Origin of the sequence: Mycoplasma anserisalpingitidis (assembly GCF_007859615.1) — a bacterium.
In the GTDB taxonomy this organism is placed as follows: domain Bacteria; phylum Bacillota_I; class Bacilli_A; order Mycoplasmatales; family Metamycoplasmataceae; genus Mycoplasmopsis; species Mycoplasmopsis anserisalpingitidis.
In genome coordinates this window covers 11,939-35,844 of sequence record NZ_CP042295.1, presented here as the reverse complement: position 1 = coordinate 35,844, position 23,906 = coordinate 11,939, and the positions used below count along the sequence as shown (strand labels likewise).

The window sequence follows — 23,906 nt, the reverse complement described above, 5'->3', positions numbered from 1 at the left end:
ATATAAATTATACTAAATAATTTATTATGAAATTTTAATGCTTTGTATTTGTTCTTTGATTAATTTTTCTTCTAAAGAATTAATCATGTCTAATTCTTCCTCTAATTTAATTACAGTTTCAAGATCCGGTTTTGTAACTGGTTCTTTTGGTGCAAATAATTCACAAGTTTCGTTCGCTTTAATAATTGAAGTTTCATATGTACCTATTTTACGGGCTATATTGATTATTTCATTCTTATCATAACTTAAAAGAGGGCGAAGAATTTGCATATCGGTACTTTTGCCAATTACTGCCATTGATTCAAGTGTTTGTGAAGCCACTTGACCTAAATTATCTCCGTTCGAAAGAGCTAATATTCCTTTATTTTTTGCAATTATTTCAGCTATTCTATAAAAACTTCTTCTCATTAAAGTTATTTTGTAACTTTGATTCGAAGTTAATGCTAAATAATTCATTAAAAGTGTGTAGTTAGCTAAATGTAAGTAACTCACGCCTTGATATTTACTTAAAACTTGGACAAAGTGTTTCATTTTATTTACTGTTTTTTCATCGGTGTGTGGTGGGGTTATAAAACTAAGAAATTCAACTTTCAGTCCTCTTTTCATAAGTTGCAAGGCCGCTACAGGACTATCAATTCCTCCACTAAGCAAGTGCAAAATCTTTCCACTCGAACCAACAGGTAACCCACCAATACCTTGTATATAATCAGAGAAAATATAAACATTCTTTTCTCTTACTTCAACATAAAATGTTTGATCCGGGTTATGTACATACACTTTTAATTTAGTGTTTTTTAAAACGTGACCACCTAAAATATTATTTATTTCAGATGAATTTACTGGGTACTGTTTGTAGTGTCTTCTAGCTTCAATTTTAAATGTTTTATTATCATCTCTTACTAATTTTAAGACATTTTCTTTAATGTGATCCATCTCATGTGAACATACAACAACAGGAGAATATGAACTTATTCCAAAAATATACTGAAGATTGTTTACTGTTTCTTCTGAATAATCGGTATACATTCTGTCGAACTGAACGTCAACTTTTTGCCCTAAAATTCTTTCAGCATTTTGTTTTAGACAATTAGTAAAAAATTTTCTGTTTTTCTTTTTTAGTACTAATTCACCATATCTTATTAAAATTTTGCTATACATTATTGTGTCTCTCTTTCTTTTGGTAAATATCTAAGATTTCTCTAAATGCTTCACTGTATTTTTTCTCATTATATAAATTAATAGCTTTTTCTAGTGTTTCATTATTAATTGTTGAATTTTTTAATTGGTTAATTTTATCATAAATAAATTCAAATGTGTCTTTATATCACCTTGCTTGAGAATATAAGTTAATTATATAAATTAGTTGACTTTTTCAAGCATCCATTATTGAATTTATTTCATCAATTTCAATAAATTTATTCTCTAATGATTTTAAATAAACTGAATGAATTTCTTTTAGTTTATTTATTTCATTTTCTATTGTTTCATTATCTAAAATATCAACAGTTAATAATTGATAATAAAGAGATTGAGTGTTATTAAAATACTCTGTAAAATTATTTTTTGTGCTATTTTCAAGTGTTTTATGGTTTATATTTTGTTCAACTATAATTAAAATTTGTGAAGAATTGTTTAAGAAGAAGTTTATATTATTAAATAAATCTTGATAATTTTTATCGTCAGATTTTAATATTATTTCATATGATTTTTTAATATTTTCAAATAATTCCGGAATTTGTTCTTTATCTTTTAAGTTGAATTTAATAAAATCAATGTAATCGTAAATTTCCTTAAAAAATTCAATAAATTCTTTTATCTTTTGAACTATTATTTTTTTATTATTTTTATTTGTATAAAGTTCAAAAATTAATTTATAAATTTGTCTTAATTTCTTTTCTGTCGAATCACAATTTTCAACCTTGAGGTTCTTTTGAAGTCTTAAAATATCATTTTTTAAATTTGATAAATGAATATTATTTTTATTATTATTTAACACATCAGGTAAATTTTTGTATAATGATCACTCAAAATTAGCTGCCTTATCAATTCAAATTATTAATTCATGCATTTTGTTTTGCAATTCATTAATAATGAAATCCAAATTATCAAAATCAGCAGAAACTTTTCTATTTTCAACATTATTCAGTTCTTGAGAAATAACATTTATTTGATCAATAATATAATCAAAAGTATTAACTAACTTAAAATGGTTTAAATTTGAATATTGTCTTAAATTTGTAATTATTTCATACATTTTTGATCAGATTTCATCTATTGTATTTCACTTTTCATTCAATTCTTTAGAGATATCAAAAAATTTAACAGTTAATGTTTCGAACTTTTCATTGTTAACTTTAATTTTTTTGTAATTTTTAACTAAATTGGATAGTTTTTTTATTGAATATAATTCATTCATTTTCACATAAATGTCTTTTATTACATCAGTTTCAAGAATGATATTTCTATTTAATTCTGAAAGCTCTTTATATGAAATAATTGAGTCGTTCTTCCTTTTTCTTACATTTTCAAATCTAGTCATAATATTGCTGATTTTTTGAGCTTTTTTATTGACAGAGATTTTTAATGAGTTTGTTTTTTCATATATTAACTTTACAATTAATTGTAATATTAGATAAATTATTGCTGCAAGTAAAATTACAACAGCAACAGAGATTATTGTAATAATCACAATTTTTGCTGTTTCTGACTTATTTGCAGTATTATTAGTAATTTCGAATAACTTATTTTTAATATCCATAATTTAGTTCCTTTAAGTATTGCAAAATAATTATATAAAGATTAGTAAAAAACAGAAAATATTATAAAATATTTAAGCATAAATACAGCGGTTTATTATTTTTAGGACTGAATTTATCAATTAAATTGTAAAGTAGAAGAGCTGAAAATTCGAAATCTTAAGATAAAATCACCTAATCAGGAATAAACACCTTTATGCAGAAAGAGGAAAAAATGTCAAGATATACTGGACCAGTGTTCAAAAAATCACGTCGTTTAGGTTACTCTATCTTAGAAACTGGAAAAGAATTTGCTAAAGGTAGAAAAAGAACATATGCACCTGGACAACACGGAAATAAAAGAGTAAAACTTTCTGATTATGGTTTACACTTATACGAAAAACAAAAAATTAAATTTGTTTTCGGAATTAATGAAAAACAATTAAGAAAAGCTTATGTTAAAGCTTCAAAAATGAAAGGTGTTACAGGTACAAACTTACTTCAATTACTTGAAAGTCGTTTAGATAACTTAGTCTACAGAGCTGGATTTGCTACAACAAGAAGACAAGCTCGTCAATTAGTTAACCACGGACACTTTACATTAGATGGTAAAAAAGCTGATATTCCATCAATGCAAGTTAAATTAGGTTCAAAAATTGAACTTAAAGAAAAATCAAGAAACAATGTTCAAATTAAAGATGCTTTAGAAAACTCAAACGCATCAGCATGATTAACAAGAAAAGATTTCACAGTGTCATATGACCGTTTACCAGAACGTAACGAAATTCACACAGAAATCAAAGATGCTTTAATCGTTGAGTTCTACGCTAAATAGTAGATAAGAGGAGAAAATATGAAAAAAGATATTCATCCACAATACCACGAAGTTAAAGTTACTTGTTCAACATGCCAAAGAGAATTTGAATTTCGTTCAACTAGAAAACATTTCACAGTTGACGTATGTTCAGGATGCCACCCTGTTTACACAGGAAACAGAGCTAAAGTTAAAGCTACTGGAAGAATCGACAGATTCAACAGAAGACTTGAAAAAAAACAAAATTAACATAGTTTTAGAATGCATTTCTACGCATTCTTTTTTTTTTTTTTTTGGAATATAATATTTTTAATAGTAAATCTAAAGTTTAATTTATAGTCTTTGACTATAAAAGCAAAAGGAAAAACAATGAAAAACAACTCTAAATCAAAGAAAAAGAAAACATTAATAATTTTGTCATTATTAGGTCTTACTTCAGTAACTTTAGGTTCTGTAACAGCTTTTGTTTTACAGGAAAAATCAGATAAAAAAATTGAGAAACCAATTGATGAACCTAAAGTTGATGATGAAATAAAAAATCAAAAAATTGAAAAATATGAGCAAATAATCAAAGAAAAAGACGCATATATTAAATCCTTAAAAGATTCTGATAAAGAAAAAAACAAAACTGAGTTAGATAAATTAGTTGATCAATTCTCAAAACTTCCAGATAAATTTGAATTAAATAGCAAAACAAACACAGAACTTGATGAGTTAATTAGTAAAGCTGAGGAAATTTTCAATAACTTTAAAAATGCAGTTGAAAATAATCAAAATGATAAAAATAAAGATGATGAAAACTCTAATTCTGAAAATAAATTTGAAAGTATAGTTGATAAGTTTCATATTCTCGAAAGTCAAATTAGAGATTACGCTTCAAAATTAGATAAAAATAAATTTAGTGATATTGCAAATGAATGTTTGAATTATGCTGAAAATATAAGTTCGTTTATTTCTCCATTTGAAAATATTAAAGAATTTAATGAAAAACAAATTGAAACATTGAATAAAAAATACAATGAATTTGTGCAAGTTTTTGCCAAATTACAATATAAAGAAAATATCATTGTATTAAATGAATTTAAAAATAAATCTCAAGAGCTAATTGAGCATTTAAACAAAAACTACTCACAAGAGCTTTTAAACAAATTAGTAGAATTCAAAAACCAAAAATCAATTTTAGACAAAAGAAGTTTATCTATTAAAACAATTCAAGAAATTTCAAAATTAGAAGATCTAAGTGAAATTCAGGAACTTAATCAATCGTACCGTTCTCTTGTTAATGAAATGGAATATGAAAAATATCGTTTAGAATTTAATAAAAAGATTGAAAATATTATTGCAAATCCAGATTCACAAATTAATGAAGATGACAAGAAAAAACTTAACGATATTGTAGAAAATTTAAATAAAGCTGTTGAAAATAACATTAAAAATAATGTCAAAGATGATAAATTACTTGATAAAACAAAAAATGATTTTAATAACTTGCTAAATCAAATAATAAATAAAAATCAAAATAACGAAGAAACTAATAAAGCTGAAAGTAAAAAATGAACAGAAAAATTAGAAGCATTAATTAAAGAGATTAATGGTACTTTCATTCCTGATAATTTAAATAATATTGGTACACAAGATATTAAAAATAAACTAGTCAATAGTATTGAATTAAATAGACCTAATTCTGATGCTGATCAACAAGCTGAAGAAAAATACAATTCTCTATCAGAATCATATAATAACGCAAAAAGAGAATTGACGCAATATAACACAAATAAAGAATCATTAGAAACAACTAAAAAAATATTAGAAAGTGAAGCATTAAAATACACCGAAGAAAAATATAAATCTTTAGTTGAAAAAATAAATGAGAAAGTTAAAAAAGTTAATGAAGAATTAGAGAATTTATCTTCTGATGAATTAATAAAAACTAACTTAGAATTAAGAGAATTTATTTCAACACTTCCAAATAAAGTTGCAATATGCGATTCATTAGATAATTTAAAACAAACAATCGAACAAGCAAACTCATATATCTCTAACAATGGTGATACTTATGAAACAAATCTTAATAAAGAGTTAAATGTAATTGTTATTGCCAGTGAAGAAAAATACAAAGAATTTTTAAGTGATATTTTTAGTCCATCAATCACTTCTGAAATAATTGATAATGTTAACAAAACTTTACAAGATAAATTACTTGAAGTAAAAAATATTAAAGAAGAGCGTAATAAATCTAAAGAACTTTTAGAAAAGAAAATAAGTGAATTAACAACTTATAAAGATAAAGTTTTAGGCAAAGATGATAAATCTAAAAATATGTATGCTGACTTGATAAATCAATTAGAAGAATTGACTATTGAGTCAAACAAAATTAAAGATGAATCTGATGCTCAAACATTGACACAACAAATAGATAATATTGACAAACAACTAACTGAAATTAAAAATACTAAGAACCAGAGAGATCAAGAAAATGGCTTAATAAAGGGTTCACTTGAAGATCAGTTAATTGATGCTCAAAACTGAATTGATAGTAATTTTGATTCTAACTCAAACAACCAAATCAAGAAAAATTTAGAATCTGTTATTGATGAAATTATTTCTAATAAAGATTTACCTGAAACAGATAATCAAAAATTAAATGAACTTATTGAGCGACTAAAAAATGCTCTTGACAAAGCTAAAGAAGATCTTAAATCTCAAAATAAAGCCAAGGAAGAGTTATTATTTAATGTTGCTAAATTAGAAAATTATATTAAAAATAATTTAACTGAATTACCATACAATGAAATAGACACCAATCTAGGTTTAAGTAAAAAAATTAATGAGATTAAAACAAATATCAATAATTATTCAGCTGAAGAGTTAAAAAACTTAAACAAAGAAATTTTAGAATTAATCACTGAAAGTGAAGAAGCAAAAATTAACAAAGACCGTGAAATAGCACTTAAAAATTTAAATGACTTAATAAGTGAATCTAAAGATTACGTAAATCAATTAAATGACTCAGTAAATAAAGATAGATATAACCAAATCTCTTCTCTTTTAAGTTCTAAAATTTCGAATGCCGAATCAAATATTAACAACCAAACTACTGAAGAGTTAAAAAATAGTTATTCTAGTTTGGTCAAAGCTTTAAAAGATGCCAAAGACAGTAAATATGCACTCGATCAACAAATTTACAATGATAAAAAGTCTGAGTTGAACGATAAGGTAATTGAAGCTCTCAACAAACTTGTAAACTTTAGAGATGATATTCCCGCTGAAAAAGAATTTAAGGAACAATTAAAGAAAAAAATCGATGAAGCTAAGAGTGTAACTGCATTAACAAAAGAAAACATAAATTACATTCTTGAAGAAATTGAAAATAAGTCTAAAACTTTAGATGAATTAATTTTTCAAGCAGATCAGAAACTTGAATATTTCAAATCATTAAACAAATTAAAAAATGATTTAAGTAATGCTAAAGAAGAATTAGAAAATATTCCTAAAAACAACTCTGATTCAAGGTACAATGAAATCAAGGAAAATCTTGATAAGGTTATTAAAGAAATTGAAAACAACATTGAAAACAAGGATACTAATTCATTAAAAAATGACAGTACTAGACTTGAACAAGCGGTTGAAAATACTAAGAGTCAAGTTGAAACTGTATCTAAAGAAAATTCAAAATCAGAGTTAAATAAAACCATCGAAAAGGCAAATAAACTTTTAGACGAGCTAAAGAAGGATAATAATAGTAATAGCTATAAACAAATAATTGATGAATTATCAAAAATTACAGAACAAAGTCAAAAAGTTTATAAAAACACAAACAATACAAGTACTAATAATGTTGAGCAAAGTAATAAATTAAACCAAGCTATTGATAAAGCTCAAGCTGATAAATCTCAAGTGGATTTAAATATATTAAAGAATCAGTTAAGTGATTTAATAACTAAATCTAACGAATTAATTGAATATATTAATTCTGATTCAGAAATTTTTGCTTCATTATCAACCGAGGATACTGAGACCAAAACAAAAGAATCACAAGATGTCTTAGAATCTAACGAAAAAAATGTTTTAACTGAAAAATATAATAGTCTTTTAGAATCTTACAACTCACTAATTGATGCCAAAAATGCTATTTCAACCGAAACATACAATAAATATGTTGAAAAATTAAATTCTAAGGTGTCTGAAGCTCTTGCAAAAGCTGAAATTTTAGATACAAATAATAAAAATGAAGCACAATTTAAATCTGACATCATTTCGGAAATTAACAATCTAAAACAAGCTCCTGAATTAAATCAAGATGATATTATAGGAGTTGTATCAAGCTTCAAAACACAAATCAGTTCTTTGGATGACATAATTGCTAAAATTGATAAAAAGAAAAACAATTTTAATTTATTAGATGAAATGCTAAAAGTGTGAAACAATATAGTTTATTTTAGAGATGAATATAGTGCTTCAAACAGTGAAAACTTTCAAATATTAGATCAACAACTTAAAATTAATGAAATGATTAGTTCTATGAGTGACAAAGTTCTCAATCAAAGTAAAACATTTGGTGATAAACAGATAATTGACTTAACAAATGAATTAAGTGAAAAACTTTCACAAATATTGAGACTTAAATCTGATATTGAACTTGAAAGCGCTAATGTGAAATTTGCTAAAGCATTATCTGAAGCTGAAGAGCTTTACAAGAATTTAATCAACCCATCTAACTATCAACGTTATGATTCATTATCAGAGGAATTCAGAAATTCAATTGATACTATAAAAAATAGTCTAGAGAGGGGGGTGAAATTGATTTAATATTGACTAAAACATCTGAATTAAATGAATTAATTACAAACACCAAGGCTAACAAAGAATCTATTGATTTAAATTTATATAATGCAAAAATCGAAGAAAGAAAAGAATTATATAACTCATTTATTAATCAAACTCTAAGTGCATTTGATCAAAATAATCCTGATGAAAAAACAGATTATGAAAAGTTTTTAAACTTAGTAAACAATCAAAATAAAGAAATTTCATTTAACTCTGAAACTATTAATGATATTTTAGCTACATTAGATGATAATATAACAAATATTAAAGACTTAAGAACTCAAGCAGAAAACCGCATAAAATATCACAATTTAACTAAAGACACAAAAAGCACAATCGAAAAGGCTGAGCAATTATTAAATGAAATCAATGAACATAACTTATCATTAGTGTTTTTTGAAAATGGAATGACTGAACAATTAGAAAATTCTATAAATTCAACAAAACAGGCTTTAAATTTAAATTCTTTCGAAGAACTAAATAATGCAAACAACAATCTAAAAAAACTAATTTTAATTGATAAGTTTGAAATGGATTACCAAACCAATAACTTTTCTTTTGGTAAAGTATACGCTTCAAGTGATGATGAAGATGAAATTAAACATGATGCTATAAGAGAATATATGTCTCTTGCTTATGTACTAAAAGAAAAAACTCTGAAGAATCCAAATATTACTGAAGAAGAATTAAATAAAAATATTGAAGACTTAAGTTCAGCTTTCAGCAAGCTTCAAGAAAAAATAATCATTCTTGAAAATGAATTCTTTAATAAAACTGTTAATAATCATAATTCTTTAGTTAGAGGTTCAAAAGAATTTCTAAATTGAAATTCTGATGATGAACCAGCAAATATAAAAGAATATTATGATAAATTTGAAAAAATTCTTTTAGAAAACAGCGAAATACCTACAACTCTAGATAATAGCAAATTTAAACAAACAATTAAAGAAATAAAAGATAAGAGTTATAAAATTATTTTGCAACGCGAAATAACTATGAATGCAAGTAGATTGCTTTGAGAAATTAATAAATACAGGGATTATGAATCTAAAATAGCTTCAATTCACTCTAATAAATCAATAAGTGAAGATTATATAGATATTTTAGACAAACACCGTCCAGATATCATTAAACTATTATATGATAGAAAAATCAGTGATACTACAATTGATGAAAAATTGCTTTCAAATAGCAATGAAACTGAAAAATTTATTAATCATGTAGTTGATATTAATAAGCAACTTGAATCTGTTTTAACAAAAATGATTGGTGAAATTAGTTATAAACAAATCTACTATAAAAATGATTTAATGATCAATTTAGAAAACAAAATAGATGAATTTAACGCATATAAAACAGAAAAAGAAAAAATTAATATCACTCTTAGAGGTATCAAAAGAACTGAAAAAGAACAAATAGAGAAAGATTTTCAATTATTAACAGGAGAAGTTCCATCTACTTATCAAGGTATTTTCAACAATCAAAATGACATTAATTCATTAAGAACTTGAAATACATCATATGATAATATAATTACTGGATCTAAGAGATATGTCGCTGCTATTGAAGAAACTATTAGAAAAAATAAAGAAGTTTTCTTCTTCAGTGTAAAACAAGTAAGAAACAGAAACAATGCTATAACTGGGGTATTAAGCATTGAAACTTATAATGAAATTGATCAAATGTGAGATGCAAAATACGAAAAACTTGATAATGAATTCTTAAGTAATCAAGAAAACCTTTTGGTATTATATGATTATAATGTTTTAAGTACACCAGAACAAATAAATCAATATCATTCTCAAATGGATCAACTTTATAATGATTATCTTGTAAAAGTTAATCAACAATCTAAAGAGTTAATTGACTATCAAATTAATGAATTAGACTCTCTAGGTGTTGAATTAGATAACATTATCAATTCAGCTAAAAATAAATACTCATCTAATAATTTTAGAATTTTAGATGAATTTGCTAAACAAGTTGATAAATTCAAAGAAAATTCTGTTTCATATACAAAAAGTGAAATTCAAAGAATCGCTATTGAACCTACTAAGGATGCTTTTGCTAATTTTAAGAAAGCAATTGACCAAAAAGTATTAGTTAGAAATAAAGTTCCTTTACTACAAGCTGAGCTTAATAATAAAATTTCAACTATTGACACTTTAGTAAAAAATATTGAAAAATTAAGAGAAATACATGAAAAATATGCAACTTCACCTGGTGTTACTGATGAAGAATATAAAAAAATTATAGAAATCTTTTTTGAAATAGAACTTAGTAAAACAGATCCAACTTATAATCTAATATTATCTAAAAATGGTTCTCCAGATAGTGATCTTGATATCGAATCATGACAAAAAGAAATTGTATATACTAATGAATTGATAAATTACTTTAAAAATAAATAATATTTTTAATTGCATTTGAGCTTTATTATCACAAATAAAATTAATTAAATACCAAAAAATCAACTTTTTTGGTTTTTTCATATTTTTTTTTTTTTTTTTATTCTAATATAATTTAAATGATCAAACTATTTTTTTATAACAAAAAGAAGGAAAAATGAAAAAAAGAAAATTTGCTATTTATCCTCTGCTTTTTACATCCGCTGCATTGGGTATAACAGTAATTTCACTCCATGATAAGATTGAAGTTAAAATTGATAAAGACAAACAAGATAAAATTACTAAATATGATGAAATCCTAAAAGAAAAGGATGATTTTGTTAATAGCTTGACTGATGGAAATTCTTCAAACATTAAAAATGAAATTGAAGATAAATTCAATAATTTACCTTCTAAAGAAGAATTGAAAGATAAAACAAATGAAGAAATTTACAATTATATTAGTGAAGCTGAAAAAATCTTGAACGAATACAAAGATAAGGTACAAAATAATTCTTCAGATCATTCAAATGATGAAACTAAATCAAGTAGATCTCAAGAGTTAAAAGGTAAAATTGATCAAATTAAAAAAGATATTATTGAAAATAGTGACAATAACGGTGAACCAGCTAAAAAAGAAATTATCAAAGAATTAGATGATTTTATCACTGAAATAGAAGGAAAAGAAGAGCAACTTAGTGATGAGGAAATTGATAATAAAATTAAAGAATTAGACACTATTGTTCACAATACCAAAGATAAATTAGAACAATTCGAAAAAGACAAACAAGATAAAATTAACAAATATGATGAAATCCTAAAAGAAAAGGATGATTTTGTTAATAGTTTGACTGACGAAAATTCTTCAAACATTAAAAATGAAATTGAAGATAAATTCAATAATTTACCTTCTAAAGAAGAATTGAAAGATAAAACAAACGAAGAAATTGAAAATTCTATTAATGAAGCTGAAAAAATCTTAAATGAATACAAAGATAAGGTACAAAATAATCCTTCAGATCATTCAAATGATGAAACTAAATCAAATAAATTTCAAGAGTTAAAAGATAAAATTGATCAAATTAAAAAAGATATTATTGAAAATAGTGACAATAACAGTGATCCGGCTAAAAAAGAAATTATCAAAGAATTAGAAGATTTTATCACTGAAATAGAAGGAAAAGAAGAGCAACTTAGTGATGAAGAAATTCATAATAAAATTAAAGAATTAGACACTATCGTTCACAATACCAAAGAAAAATTAGAACAATTTGATCAAGACAAACAAGATAAAATTAACAAATATGATGAAATCCTAAAAGAAAAGGATGATTTTGTTAATAGTTTGACTGATGGAAATTCTTCAAACATTAAAAGTGAAATTGAAGATAAATTCAATAATTTACCTTCTAAAGAAGAACTGAAAGATAAAACAAACGAAGAAATTGAAAATTCTATTAATGAAGCTGAAAAAATCTTGAGCGAATACAAAGATAAGGTACAGAATAATTCTTCAGATCGTTCAAATGATGAAACTAAATCAAGTAGATCTCAAGAGTTAAAAGATAAAATTGATCAAATTAAAAAAGATATTACTGAAAATAGCGACAATAATAACGATCCAACTAAAAAAGAAATTATCAAAGAATTAGAAGATTTTATCACTGAAATAGAAGGAAAAGAAAAACAACTTAGTGATGAGGAAATTGATAATAAAATTAAAGAATTAGACACTATTATTCACAATACCAATGAAAAATTGGAACAATTTGAAAAAGAAAATTTCTATATGAAAAAACTTGAATTTGATGAATATATTTTAAAAATTGAAAAAGAAGATGTTTTTAGTCATGAATTATTCAAGGACTTAAGAGTAATTTTTCTTAAAAGACTAGAATTTTATAAAAAACTTTCTTTTAACACTTCTAAACAAATAGACTTTTTTCTAAAAGACATAAATTCATGATATGAGAATATTAAATCGGAACGAAATTCTATAGTAATTGAGGATATCAAAAAAATTTCATATGAAGGAATTAGTCCTAAAGCTCATGAAATAAGGTCGTTTATGAATAGTATAATGTTTGCTGGTAAAATTTTTGATATACAATACGAGATGGAACAGAAGTATAATGCAGATTTAGATAATCTAGATTTATTATTTGATTATAGAAATGTTTTTTTAAGAATCGATGAAAATTGTAGTACATTTATTGAAATTGTAAAACCTATTATCAATGATATATTCTTTCCATCAAATCATTATATTGTAACTTCATGATTTTGTGATAACTCAAAACAATTAAATTCTTCAGAATGATGATTATATATAAGTGATTTTTTAGATAAATGAAGAAGTGAAATAGATTATACACAAGAAAACGATGTATTTAAAAATAACTTAATTAAGAAGCTTTCTGAATTTAAAAATTATATTAATCAACTAATTATCACTGAATATCAAAGATATTTAGAAATTATTCCATCAACTTATTATTGAAAGTATAAGATAGAAAATCCAACGGAAGATGAAAAAAGAATAATCATAGAAGTTGAAGAAATGTGAAATGATAAACCAATTGAAGTTAATAATTCAAATTTAAACAATGTTACTGAATTTCTAGTTAATTTAAACTCTAAAATCTCTTCGATATATGAAAATAGAATTACATTATTAATAAAAAAAATAAAAGCAGAAAATATAGATCCTAATAAATATCCTAAACTTTTTAAATATGTAAATGAATTTAATACACGTAATAAATTTATAGGTTTTGATGAATTAAGATTGTTAGAATTTTACATTATTGAGGAATATTCAAAAATACTTAAAAACTAGTCTAACATTTAAATTATGCACAGATATAAAGTCTGTGTTTTAGTTTTAAACTTAATAAAATAAACTTTTCTATCATTTACTTTATTAAATCCAAACTTTATTCAGTTCAAAAAAAAAAAAAAAAACGCCTATGCGTTGGTGCCGTCTATAGGACTCGAACCTACGACCTACTGATTACAAGTCAGTTGCTCTACCAACTGAGCTAAGACGGCATGGTGGAAGATAAGGGACTCGAACCCATGACATTTGCCTTGTAAGGGCAACGCTCTCCCAACTGAGCTAATCTTCCAAATGGCAGTCTGTACGGGGATCGAACCCGTGTATGCATGGATGAAAACCATGTGTGTTAACCGCTTCACCAACAGACCAAATATAATGGCGCCGATTATTGGGATTGAACCAACGACAAACTGGTTAACAGCCAGCTGCTCTACCGCTGAGCTAAATCGGCACTTTATTATTACACAACCTATTTGTTGTGCTTTAATATTTTAACATATTTAAGTAAAATACAAATAATTTTTTAATATTTTTTAAATCTATAATTGTTCGCGGTAGATGAGTAAATTATATACTAAAAAATAATTATTCAATATCTTTTGAAATAAATAAAATCGATTTATTAAAACTATAAAGTTTTTCTTTAATTACAATCATATCTTTTGGTATTACTATTTTATCTCTATTATCTGTTTCAATAATTACATTGCCATTTTTATTTAATAAATTTTTCTGATCAATTAATTCCAAACATTTATTTATTAATTCATAATCCTTAAATGGAGCATCCATAAAAATAAAATCAAATGCTTTATCATTTTTCAATAAATATTCATAACAATCAGTTAATACCACTGTAGCATTATCAATCTTAAGTTTATTTAAATTACTATTAATAATTTGGTAAGCGTTTTTGTCTTTCTCTAAACCTACTGCATGTTTAGCACCACGTGAAATTGCTTCAATAATTCATGCACCACTACCAGTAAATAAATCTAGTACTACAGCATTTTCTAAATTAAAGTGAATACTTGAAAAAATTGCTTCACGAACCTTTTCAATAGTTGGTCTAGTAGTTTCTCAGCTAGGTCTTTCTATATAATGATTTCTATATTTACCAGAGATTATTCTAAGTCGATTGATTACAATCTTTTCTTTTTTATTTTTCATGTAAAGAATTATAAACAAAAAAATATCCATATATAAATAATATATATAGTTAATGATCTCTTTATTATTAATGTTCATTATTCATTATTGCTGTATATTAATTTATTTTGTAATATAATTTAAATAAATTTAACAATATTAAAGAGGTAATTATAAAAATGAGTAATAAATTAGAAAAAAAATTAGTTGCTTCAATGCAAGGAATTGCTCTTGACTCAATTAATAAAGCTGGTCAAGGACACATCGGTATGGCTATTGGGGCTGCTCCAATTACATACACACTTTTTGGTAAACATTTAAATATTAACCAAAATGACCCAAAATGAATCAACCGTGATAGATTTGTTTTAAGTGCCGGACATGGATCTATGTCAATTTATTCAATTATGCACTTTTTAGGTCTTTTATCAAAAGAAGATATGATGGAACATAAACACATCCACTCAAAAACTCCATCACACCCTGAAATTGACTCAAACGACTACATCGATGCTTCAACAGGACCACTTGGTCAAGGTGTAGCTATGGCTGTTGGTATGGCTCTTTCACAAAAATATCTTCAAAGTAAATTTAATAAAGAAAACTTTGAAATTTTCAACCATGATGTTTATGCTTTACATGGGGACGGATGTATCCAAGAAGGTGTTGCTCTTGAAGCTATCCAATTAGCAGGAACACTTAATTTAGATCGTCTAATCTTAATCCACGATTTTAACAATATTCAAATTGACTCACAATCAAATGAAGTTAATGGCGTAAATTTAATTGAATTCTTCAAATCTCAAAACTTTGAAACATTCACAGCTAATGTTAATGATTTAGAATCAATTGATTTAGCTATTCAACAAGCTAAAAAAGTTAAAAAACCTTCATACATTCAAGTTCACTCAGTTATTGCTGCAAATACTCCAAATGCCGGAAAAAGTGCTGGACATAACGGAACTCTTAAACCTGAAGAAACAGTTGAATTCAAAAACAAAATTGGTCTTTCAAACACACTTCCATTTGAATATGACAATGATGTTTATGAATACGCTCAATCATTAATGGAAGAAAAAAATGTTGAATATGAAAAATGATTAAACTTATTCGAAGCATATAAAGCTAAATATGCTAAAGAAGCTGAAATGATTAGTGCAATTTCTTCGAAAGAAGTTAAATATGATTTAACAGGAGTTGAGTTTACTGAAACTAATGTTCCTACAAGAAATTACATCAACACAATTATGAAGTTTATCGATAAGAATTTCGATAGTGTTGTTGGTGGTTCAGCTGACTTATCGGCTGCAACTAAAGTAGCATTCTCAAAACAATTAAATTCTGAAGGTGGAAAAAACATCAAATATGGAATTAGAGAATTTGCTATGGCTGCAATTAATAATGGTATTTATTTAGATATGAATCTTAAGACAATTGATGGAACATTCTTAGCTTTTGCTGACTACATGAAGGCTGGAATTAGACTTGGTGCTTTAATGGAGATTCCTTCAATTCATGTATTTACACATGACTCATATCAAGTTGGAGGAGATGGTCCTACACACCAACCATTCGATCAAATACCAATGTTACGTGCTATGTCAAATGTTAAAGTTGTTCGTCCATGTGATGAATCTGAAATGTTAGGTGCATTCCAATACGGATTAAACAGTAAAAAAGATCAAGTTGCAATTATCGGATGTCGCCAAAATATTAAATCATTCAATGCAATTAAAAAAGGTACATTACCAGCTGCTTATGTAATTAAAAATCAAATTAACTATGATTTAAGCATTTTAGCAAGTGGATCTGAAGTTCAACTTGCTGTTGAAGTATCAAACTTACTTGAAGAAAAAGGAATTAAAGCTCAAGTTGTTTCAGTTCCTGTTTTACAAGATTTAGTAAACAATGAATCATTAATTAAAACACTTGGATTAAATTCTAAACCAATGTATGCAATCGAAGCAACAAGTGACTCAATGTGATTCCGTTTAGCTAAATACAATAAATTTGATGCATTCCTAGCTGAAGGATACGGATGATCTGAAGATGGACAAAAAGTTTACGAACTTAAAGGTTTTGAAGCTAATAAACTTTCAGTAAAAATTCAAGAATTTCTTAAATAATTTCTTAATTAAATCGGTTCGCCGATTTTTTTAATCTCAAAAATATGAAAAATTTTGCATGTTTGCTCAGATTTTTTTAAAAAATCATTTACAAATTTGCCTTATTTATAGATATCAAGGAAATATTTTCACTATTATTTTTTCATCTTAAATTTATTTATGAAAATGCTAATAAAAATTTTGGAAAATAAAAAAGTAAAAAGGAGGTTTTTTATGAAATTTAGAAGCAAAAAGATACTTTTAACTTCGACTATATTTTTAATGGCATCTTCATCTCTACCTATTATGTTTGTAAATTCATGTGTAACAACAGAGAAAGATAATCAAAGAGAAAGTAAAATTTTAAAATTTTATGAAGAAAAGGATATTGATATAAATCCGTATTCATTAGATTTCTCAACAGTTATGAATACAAACATAGAATCAAATAATATTTTATATTCTTCTGTTGCTCCACAACTTTTTAGAGCAAAAACTATCTCAGCACCGACTTACAAAAAGGATTCAAGTTATGGATTGGAAAATTCAGGATTATATGCATATAAATTTGAATTAGCTGAAAAAATTATAATTCACAAATCTGATGGTGAAGTAGTTCACTTTGATAGCGATGATTATAAAATTGAACAAAAGAATAGTGGTGAAATTTATGAAAAATTAATGAGTGATAATGACAAATCCATAAATTCTCAAAATTTCATCGATTCAATGAATATTGCAACTAAAATCGAAATCAAAATTAAAGACAATATTTACTGAGTTGACTCAAAGGGTAATAAAACTAATTATCTAGTAAATGCTGAAGACTTTTGATTTTCGTATTTAAGAAGTTATTATAATGGATTCTTCCAAAGAACTTTCACAGGTCAAAATGGTAGTCCATCAATATCAATGAATATTGATGCTCAGAATAGAATAAGATTAAAAGATCTATCAAATAAACGTTTTGGTAGTGTATTGTTTACAAATAATCAACAATTTGAAATACATGGGATAAGTTCTGGCAAATTTATTGAATTTGATTCTGAATTTAACTCTATTAATTCGGTAAAAGAAAATAAACTGATTTTTGAGCAAGATCCAGATTACAAGAATGTAAAAAACTTTATGGAATTTTTTGACTTAATGTTAGTAAACTCATTGATTTTTAGTCCTGCTCCAAGTCAATATATAAAAGAATTATCAAAAAAACATAATGAATATTTTACAAAAGACGACCAAGAAATTCCATTATATGGTTATGGTATCATAAAAAATATTGGATTATATTTTTATGGAACAAATGGCTGAGAAAACAATCTTTATGCAGGACCATACATTCCAAATTCAACTAGTTCATCTCATAACAAAATACTTTTAACTAAAAATAAACATTATTGAGATAAACAATTTGTTGAATCAAATAAAACAATTGAACAAATCGAATTTAATTACTCACAAAATGACTCAATTTTAAACTTTAACAAAATTAAAAGTGAAAAAAACTCATTGATAAATTTTCTATCACTGACACCTGAACAGCAAAATTACATAAACGTAAACTTAGATAAATTCAATTTAATTCCATATAAAAAATACAATAATACTAAATCAGTTGGTAATAATGCTTTTAACATTACTCCAAAACCAAATGAATTGGTTAATACTGGTTCAAAGTTTACATTAAATTCAGTTGATTACAATAGTATTGCATTCAACGATAATTATTCAAAAATAGTTTATGGTAGTTCTATAAATGAAATTCAACAAGGTTTTAGAGGTGAATTTGATAGTAAAACTTCTATCTCTTCAGGAGTCTTTGACAATAAATCAATTGCTTTTCGTTCAATAATTAATGCATCATTAAATTGAACATATATTAAAGATACATTAAATGTAAATTCGCAATTATGACTCACGAATGCAGCACCAGACACAAAAATAGGTGGTAATAATCAAAGCACTTCAAAATTTAAAACTGTAAGAGATGCAAACGATATTATCAACGATTTAATTGTAATTAATGAACTTGGTGAAAAAATTAACTTAGAAAATTCTAATTCAAACCAAATTAAAAGTTCTAATTTTGAATTATTAAAAAATCAAATGAATTTACTTCTCGATTCACTTTTTGACAATTTAGAACTCAAACTAAATAAAAATGAAAAGATTACCTGATATATTTATAATAATCGTCTAATTAATCAAAACGAAAGAAATATGTTTGAACAAATGATTCAAACCATAAAAGAATTAGATCAGAGATTAAACCCAATTTTTGTTTATTTACCAACTCAAATTGAAATAAATAAAGTTTTAGGATCATACAATGGAGGAGGAAATAACTCTATTTCACAATTCATTACCTACTCATATGAAAAAAATGATTTATCGCCTTACTTAGATAAAATTACTCATGCAATTGGTTTAAGTCCGTTTGCTCTTTGATACAAATTCAGCATGCTAAATGATGAAGATATCTTGGCATTAAACTTCCCTGCACTCACTCGCTTTAGTAAAACAATGAAAGAAAAGTTTGAGGATGGGTTCCTAAAATTAAATGAAATTTATGTAAAGGAAGACAACCAATTCAGAAAAATAGTTTGGGATGACTTAAATAAATTCAATTCTTATGAAGAAAGAAATCTTTATCTAAGAGGAATACAAAAGACTGATGAAGAAAATAAAACTGGTTTTGTTAATGTTGGTTTCGGTGGTTTAGGATACTTATGAGATCCGGTAAAAAAGATATTCAAAATCGACAACATTATTGAACAAGCCAAATTTGCTAATTATTATTTAAAAATAACTACAAATGAAGAATTGATTCAACTTCTTAGAGAATTAAATACATTTAGATCATTTAATATTGACTTAGATAAAAATATTGATTCAATAAACTTTTTAGATTACAAAATAGTAAATAAAGATGTTCTTTATGAAATACCTTTTAACGATGTAATTTATGTTCAAGATATTAAACTCAAATAAATTTAGTTTTATTGGTTTAATTCTACTAAAAATTATTTCATCATTTATCTTCTTTATAACATTCTTATCAATTATCTACTTGTTTTTTAACTTAAATTCAGTAGTACCATTAAAAGTTAAGGAGATTATCGATGATCCAAATAGAGATATAACCATCTTAAATAAGATTATCTCTGAATATTTTTTAGATAAAAACATCATTTTTAGACTTATAAAATTTTGACAACGCTTTTTCACTGGAGAATTGTATGGTTTTTCATCAATTAATGAAAAAATAGGAGTTTATAGTAGTTCACTTACTCAAAACTTTAATTATTGAATTGATTCAAATAAATACACTTTTACAATTTCATTTATAAGTCTTATTTTAAGCATTCCTATTTCTTTTATTCTTTCATTTTTAGCAGCAATAAAACGTTTTTCTTGAATTGACTATACATTAAATTCTTTTGTACTAGCAATTTTAAGTATACCCATAGTAGTCTTTATGCCTCTTTGTAACATATTATTAAATTTTGCAGGAATTGATTATAACTTTGACTATAATAATTTTTGAAAACTGATTTATCCAACTTTAAGTTTAATAACGTTTAATTGCTTTTCTTGAATTCAGATTTTAAGACCTATAATGATTGAAATAACTCAATCAAATTCATATAATTTTCTTAGACAAATGGGTTTCTCACAAATAAAAATGTTCATGTATTTATTTATACCTAGATCTATTAATAAAGCTTTAACAGCATTACCATTTTATTTAATAAGTGTTTTTTTCTATGGTATTTATCTTGAAACTTTTTATAATTTTCCGGGTACAATGAATCATTTTTATGGTGTTATAAGTAATTATGAAACTGATTCAGCTTGTTATTTTTTATCAATCATAATTATTTTGTTTATGCTTACCACAGTGATTACTCAAAGTTTAAATGTGGCACTTAAAAATAGGTGGAATAATGAATAAAAATTTCTTTAATTTTTCTCAAAAAGAACAACATTTTGTTGTTCAAATCCACAATAATAGTAATTTTTTAAGAAAATTATTATCAAATAAAGTATTCATTTGATTAATGACATTTACAATAATAATTTTAATAATTTCATTAATATCATTTATTTTTAATGGAGGAGTAATTCCACTATTAAAAGAACTAGGAATTGAAAAGAATATTAAACCAATTTTTTTAAGAAAAAACAATTTAATAGAAACAGTTTATAATCCAGAAGTTAATGAAAAAATCAAACTTTTGGTCTCTTTTTTAGAAAAAAATAATATTGATTACAACATCGACTACACTAAATTGGTACCTAAATTATCTTTTAATATTTCAGATATTATAAACACAAAAGAGCGTTTTGAACTATTGCTAGGAACAAATAATTTGGGCGAATCAGTTTTAATAAGCACAATGAATAAGTTTACTCATTCGGTGCTTATTACAATGTCTATATTTATAGTCGAACTTTTTATCGCTTTGCCATTAGGTTCATTTATCTCGCTAAATAGAAAGAGTTTTACAATTTGTAAAGTTGTTTTTAGTTACTTCATTATGGTTCCTGACTTAGTTATTCTAATGTTGTTATTGGTTGTTGTGAAAAACTTTTTTGCGTTGTTAACAATATTGCTTATAACTGGTATTTTTAGATTGATATATTGAACAATGCAATATTGCTCTGCTGAAATACAAAAGGAATATATGATTATCTTAGTCAATTCAAACCTATCTAAAACTGCATTGGTTTATAAACACTTGATACCTAAAATAATATCGAAAATTCTTATTTTATTTTCAGCTAGACTGGGTTACATAATTGGATTAATAAGTACAATAAACATAATTGGATTTCCAATTGAATGAAATGTGCTAAACAATATAAAGGAAAATTGAAAATATTTAAATGACAATATTTGACAAATATTGTTTCCAATAATTCATTTGACATTATTTTTACTATCATTTAGATTAGTAATAGTTTCTCTCGCAAGAACAATCGACACTATAAAATAGGAGAATTATGAAAAAATTTAACTTTAATGGATATTTGCTTGAATACTTTGAATTATTCAATAATAAAGACAAAAACTTAATATTTATTCATGGTTTTGGATCTAATATAGAATTTTTTAATAAATTAATTACTAAACTTAGTTCTAATTATAATATTTATGGATTGAATATGCCTGCTCATGGTGAGTCGGAATATTCTGAAAACTTAATGAATTTTAAAATGTTTTGTGAAATTTTTAGACAGTTTATCAACTTCTTAGACTTAAATAATATTACGCTAATTGGTCACTCACTTGGTGGAGGCATTGCTGCTGCTAATTTAAATAATTCTAACAAAATCAAAAAGTGTGTCCTAATTGGTCCGATGAATCCTACGAGTTTATCTAGAGTTAATGAATTTAACGAGTATTTCTTCCCTAGAACAGTTAATGAATGAGAAAAACTAATAAAGCTTTGTTATTACAATCCTGAAATAATAATTAAAAATCCAGAAATTAGAAAAATAACTGAAGTGTACTTAAAAGACTATTCGGTTGAACTTGACTATATTTATCAACTAGGCAGAGATCTTCCTTCAAACACAAACATGGAAATAATTGATATTGGTTTAAGAAACTTTAATGGTGAAATTGGATTATTTTTTGGAGATCATGATGGAATAATCGATTTAAAAAAAATCACTCCTTATTATAGAAGTGTTTCAAAAAATTTGAATGTTTATGAAATCAAAAATTCAGGACATTCTATTTGACTTGAAAATTGAGAGGATTTCATAACAAATCTTACAAGTTTTCTAGAAAAATAATTATAAACTGGTGTTTACATAAATGTAACCATCAGTTTTTTTAATGTCTATAACTGTAATTAAGATGTTTTTGTCATATTGTCTAATTAAACTGATTAAGTCGGCAGCATCAATATACATACAATTTGTAAAAATCATAAATTGCTCTTGTTTTGAATAGCTTCCAATCACTTTTGACACACTGAAAGAAAATCTACTGCTGCTGTTTTCGTGGATAGCATTCAATAATTGTTCATATTCTTTAGCAAAAATTTGAACTTGAACTGTTTTATATCTTGGGAAAATTAAGTTAATTGCAACTTGGAAAATAGCCATCATTCCAAGACCAGCTAGGAAGTTAGGACTAAATAAAACATCTAAGGCTAAAGTGTTTTCTTGAACTTGGGTCGTATCAATTTTTTCAGTATTCAACGCTATAATAGCCGGTATAAAGTTTCCGATTAAATTTGCAAATATAAGAGAAATAACATTAAGAATAGTCAATACTTGACCTAAATCTTTATGTTTTTTCTTAGCAATCATTGTTCCAAGAATATCGAATCCTCCAGAACAAGATTCTAAAATAAATAATGCACCAGTAAATACACCATTTAAAGTTCCTCAAGCTAAACCATATAAAATAATTGAAACTTGTTTAGTTGCATCTGAAGATGAATTTCATAATGTCATATATATAGTGTATTCCGTAAATCCAGCTGGCGAACCTTTGTTGAGATTAGCAAAAATAAATACATCTTCAACATTTGGTATAAATCCAATTATTAGTCCCACAAGAGTTTGGACAAATAAAAATAGGATTGTAAAATAAAAAAACCTTTTTGACAAATACTTATAACTAAGTAATAATAGAGGTATATTTAATATAAAATATAACACTCAGAAAATTAAGTTATATCAAAAATAAGCAACTTCCTGCGAATAACCATTGTATCTTAATAAGAATTGGCTAAGTCTTCCTATTGATTGACCTATAGCGCTAAGTCCTAATTCATATAATCCAGTGTTTTGTACAAGGAAAACTAGACATGCACCATATAAAATCCCTATAAATATAATTAGTAAAATCTGCTTAAAATTACTCTTATTGTTGTATAGTTGTGAAAAGTAAAGAACAGAGCTCTTTACCTTAACTCTTTGATAGGCATTTTTCTTTTTAATTTTCACTTCTTGAGTAGTTTCTTTTTTACTTTTATTATTTAAATTTTCATTATCTTTTTTCATATTTTAAATTATATAATAAAATAC

Annotated in this window: 14 protein-coding genes and 4 tRNA genes; 10 read left to right on the top strand and 8 right to left on the bottom strand. The window is 25.2% G+C overall.

Annotation, left to right across the window (positions count from 1 at the left end):
* Positions 1-24: 24 nt before the first annotated feature.
* Positions 25-1,158 carry a tRNA uracil 4-sulfurtransferase ThiI gene (gene thiI, locus FRW55_RS00155; RefSeq protein WP_146368232.1) on the bottom strand — a complete coding sequence of 378 codons (1,134 nt, stop codon included), beginning with the start codon at positions 1,156-1,158 and terminating at the stop codon, positions 25-27.
* Positions 1,151-2,758, bottom strand: coding sequence for a hypothetical protein (locus tag FRW55_RS00150; RefSeq protein WP_146368231.1), 1,608 nt, complete (start codon positions 2,756-2,758; stop codon positions 1,151-1,153). Before FRW55_RS00150 ends, thiI begins: the two co-directional genes overlap by 8 nt.
* A 212-nt stretch (positions 2,759-2,970) precedes the next feature.
* Between FRW55_RS00150 and rpsD the strand changes: the two genes are divergently transcribed.
* The 5 genes from rpsD (at position 2,971) to FRW55_RS00125 (ending at position 13,602) form a co-directional block, all read left to right on the top strand.
* The gene (rpsD, locus tag FRW55_RS00145) at positions 2,971-3,570 is read left to right on the top strand and encodes a 30S ribosomal protein S4 (RefSeq protein ID WP_146367744.1); all 600 of its coding nucleotides are present in this window, start codon (positions 2,971-2,973) and stop codon (positions 3,568-3,570) included.
* Between the two features lie 18 nt (positions 3,571-3,588).
* The gene (gene rpmE, locus FRW55_RS00140) at positions 3,589-3,798 is read left to right on the top strand and encodes a 50S ribosomal protein L31 (RefSeq protein ID WP_146368230.1); all 210 of its coding nucleotides are present in this window, start codon (positions 3,589-3,591) and stop codon (positions 3,796-3,798) included.
* A gap of 120 nt (positions 3,799-3,918) precedes the next feature.
* On the top strand, positions 3,919-8,358 hold the full coding sequence (locus FRW55_RS00135) for a hypothetical protein (RefSeq protein ID WP_146368229.1): 4,440 nt from the start codon (positions 3,919-3,921) through the stop codon (positions 8,356-8,358).
* A 2-nt stretch (positions 8,359-8,360) separates the two neighbouring features.
* Complete coding sequence (locus FRW55_RS00130; RefSeq protein ID WP_146368228.1) at positions 8,361-10,787, top strand: hypothetical protein; 2,427 nt, start codon at positions 8,361-8,363, stop codon at positions 10,785-10,787.
* A gap of 154 nt (positions 10,788-10,941) precedes the next feature.
* Positions 10,942-13,602, top strand: a complete 2,661-nt coding sequence (locus FRW55_RS00125) for a hypothetical protein (protein WP_146368227.1) — start codon at positions 10,942-10,944, stop codon at positions 13,600-13,602.
* Between the two features lie 136 nt (positions 13,603-13,738).
* On the opposite strand, the gene FRW55_RS00120 is transcribed toward FRW55_RS00125, so the two are convergent.
* From FRW55_RS00120 to rsmD, 5 genes are all read right to left on the bottom strand, one after another.
* A tRNA-Thr gene (locus FRW55_RS00120) sits at positions 13,739-13,814 on the bottom strand.
* A gap of 1 nt (position 13,815) precedes the next feature.
* Positions 13,816-13,891 (bottom strand) — tRNA-Val (locus FRW55_RS00115).
* Positions 13,892-13,894: 3 nt separating this feature from the next.
* Positions 13,895-13,970, bottom strand: a tRNA-Glu gene (locus FRW55_RS00110).
* Positions 13,971-13,978: 8 nt separating this feature from the next.
* Positions 13,979-14,053, bottom strand: a tRNA-Asn gene (locus FRW55_RS00105).
* A 134-nt stretch (positions 14,054-14,187) separates the two neighbouring features.
* Positions 14,188-14,772 (bottom strand): 16S rRNA (guanine(966)-N(2))-methyltransferase RsmD, encoded by a 585-nt coding sequence (gene rsmD, locus FRW55_RS00100; RefSeq protein WP_146368226.1) that lies wholly within the window; start codon positions 14,770-14,772, stop codon positions 14,188-14,190.
* Positions 14,773-14,930: 158 nt separating this feature from the next.
* Here rsmD and FRW55_RS00095 point away from each other — a divergent pair, with 158 nt between their 5' ends.
* The 5 genes from FRW55_RS00095 (at position 14,931) to FRW55_RS00075 (ending at position 22,661) form a co-directional block, all read left to right on the top strand.
* Positions 14,931-16,877 carry a transketolase family protein gene (locus tag FRW55_RS00095; RefSeq protein ID WP_146368225.1) on the top strand — a complete coding sequence of 649 codons (1,947 nt, stop codon included), beginning with the start codon at positions 14,931-14,933 and terminating at the stop codon, positions 16,875-16,877.
* A gap of 213 nt (positions 16,878-17,090) precedes the next feature.
* Entirely contained in the window at positions 17,091-19,847 is a 2,757-nt protein-coding gene (locus tag FRW55_RS00090) for an OppA family ABC transporter substrate-binding lipoprotein (protein ID WP_146368224.1), read from the top strand.
* Positions 19,822-20,811: an ABC transporter permease subunit gene (locus tag FRW55_RS00085; RefSeq protein WP_146368223.1), complete on the top strand. Its 990-nt coding sequence runs from the start codon at positions 19,822-19,824 to the stop codon at positions 20,809-20,811. Before FRW55_RS00090 ends, FRW55_RS00085 begins: the two co-directional genes overlap by 26 nt.
* Entirely contained in the window at positions 20,804-21,856 is a 1,053-nt protein-coding gene (locus tag FRW55_RS00080) for an ABC transporter permease subunit (protein ID WP_146368222.1), read from the top strand. The genes FRW55_RS00085 and FRW55_RS00080 overlap by 8 nt, the downstream gene beginning before the upstream one ends.
* Positions 21,857-21,863: 7 nt before the next feature.
* On the top strand, positions 21,864-22,661 hold the full coding sequence (locus FRW55_RS00075) for an alpha/beta fold hydrolase (protein WP_146368221.1): 798 nt from the start codon (positions 21,864-21,866) through the stop codon (positions 22,659-22,661).
* Here the strand turns inward: FRW55_RS00075 and FRW55_RS00070 are convergent, their stop codons facing one another.
* Entirely contained in the window at positions 22,662-23,882 is a 1,221-nt protein-coding gene (locus FRW55_RS00070) for a YitT family protein (protein ID WP_146367734.1), read from the bottom strand.
* Between the last annotated feature and the right edge of the window lie 24 nt (positions 23,883-23,906).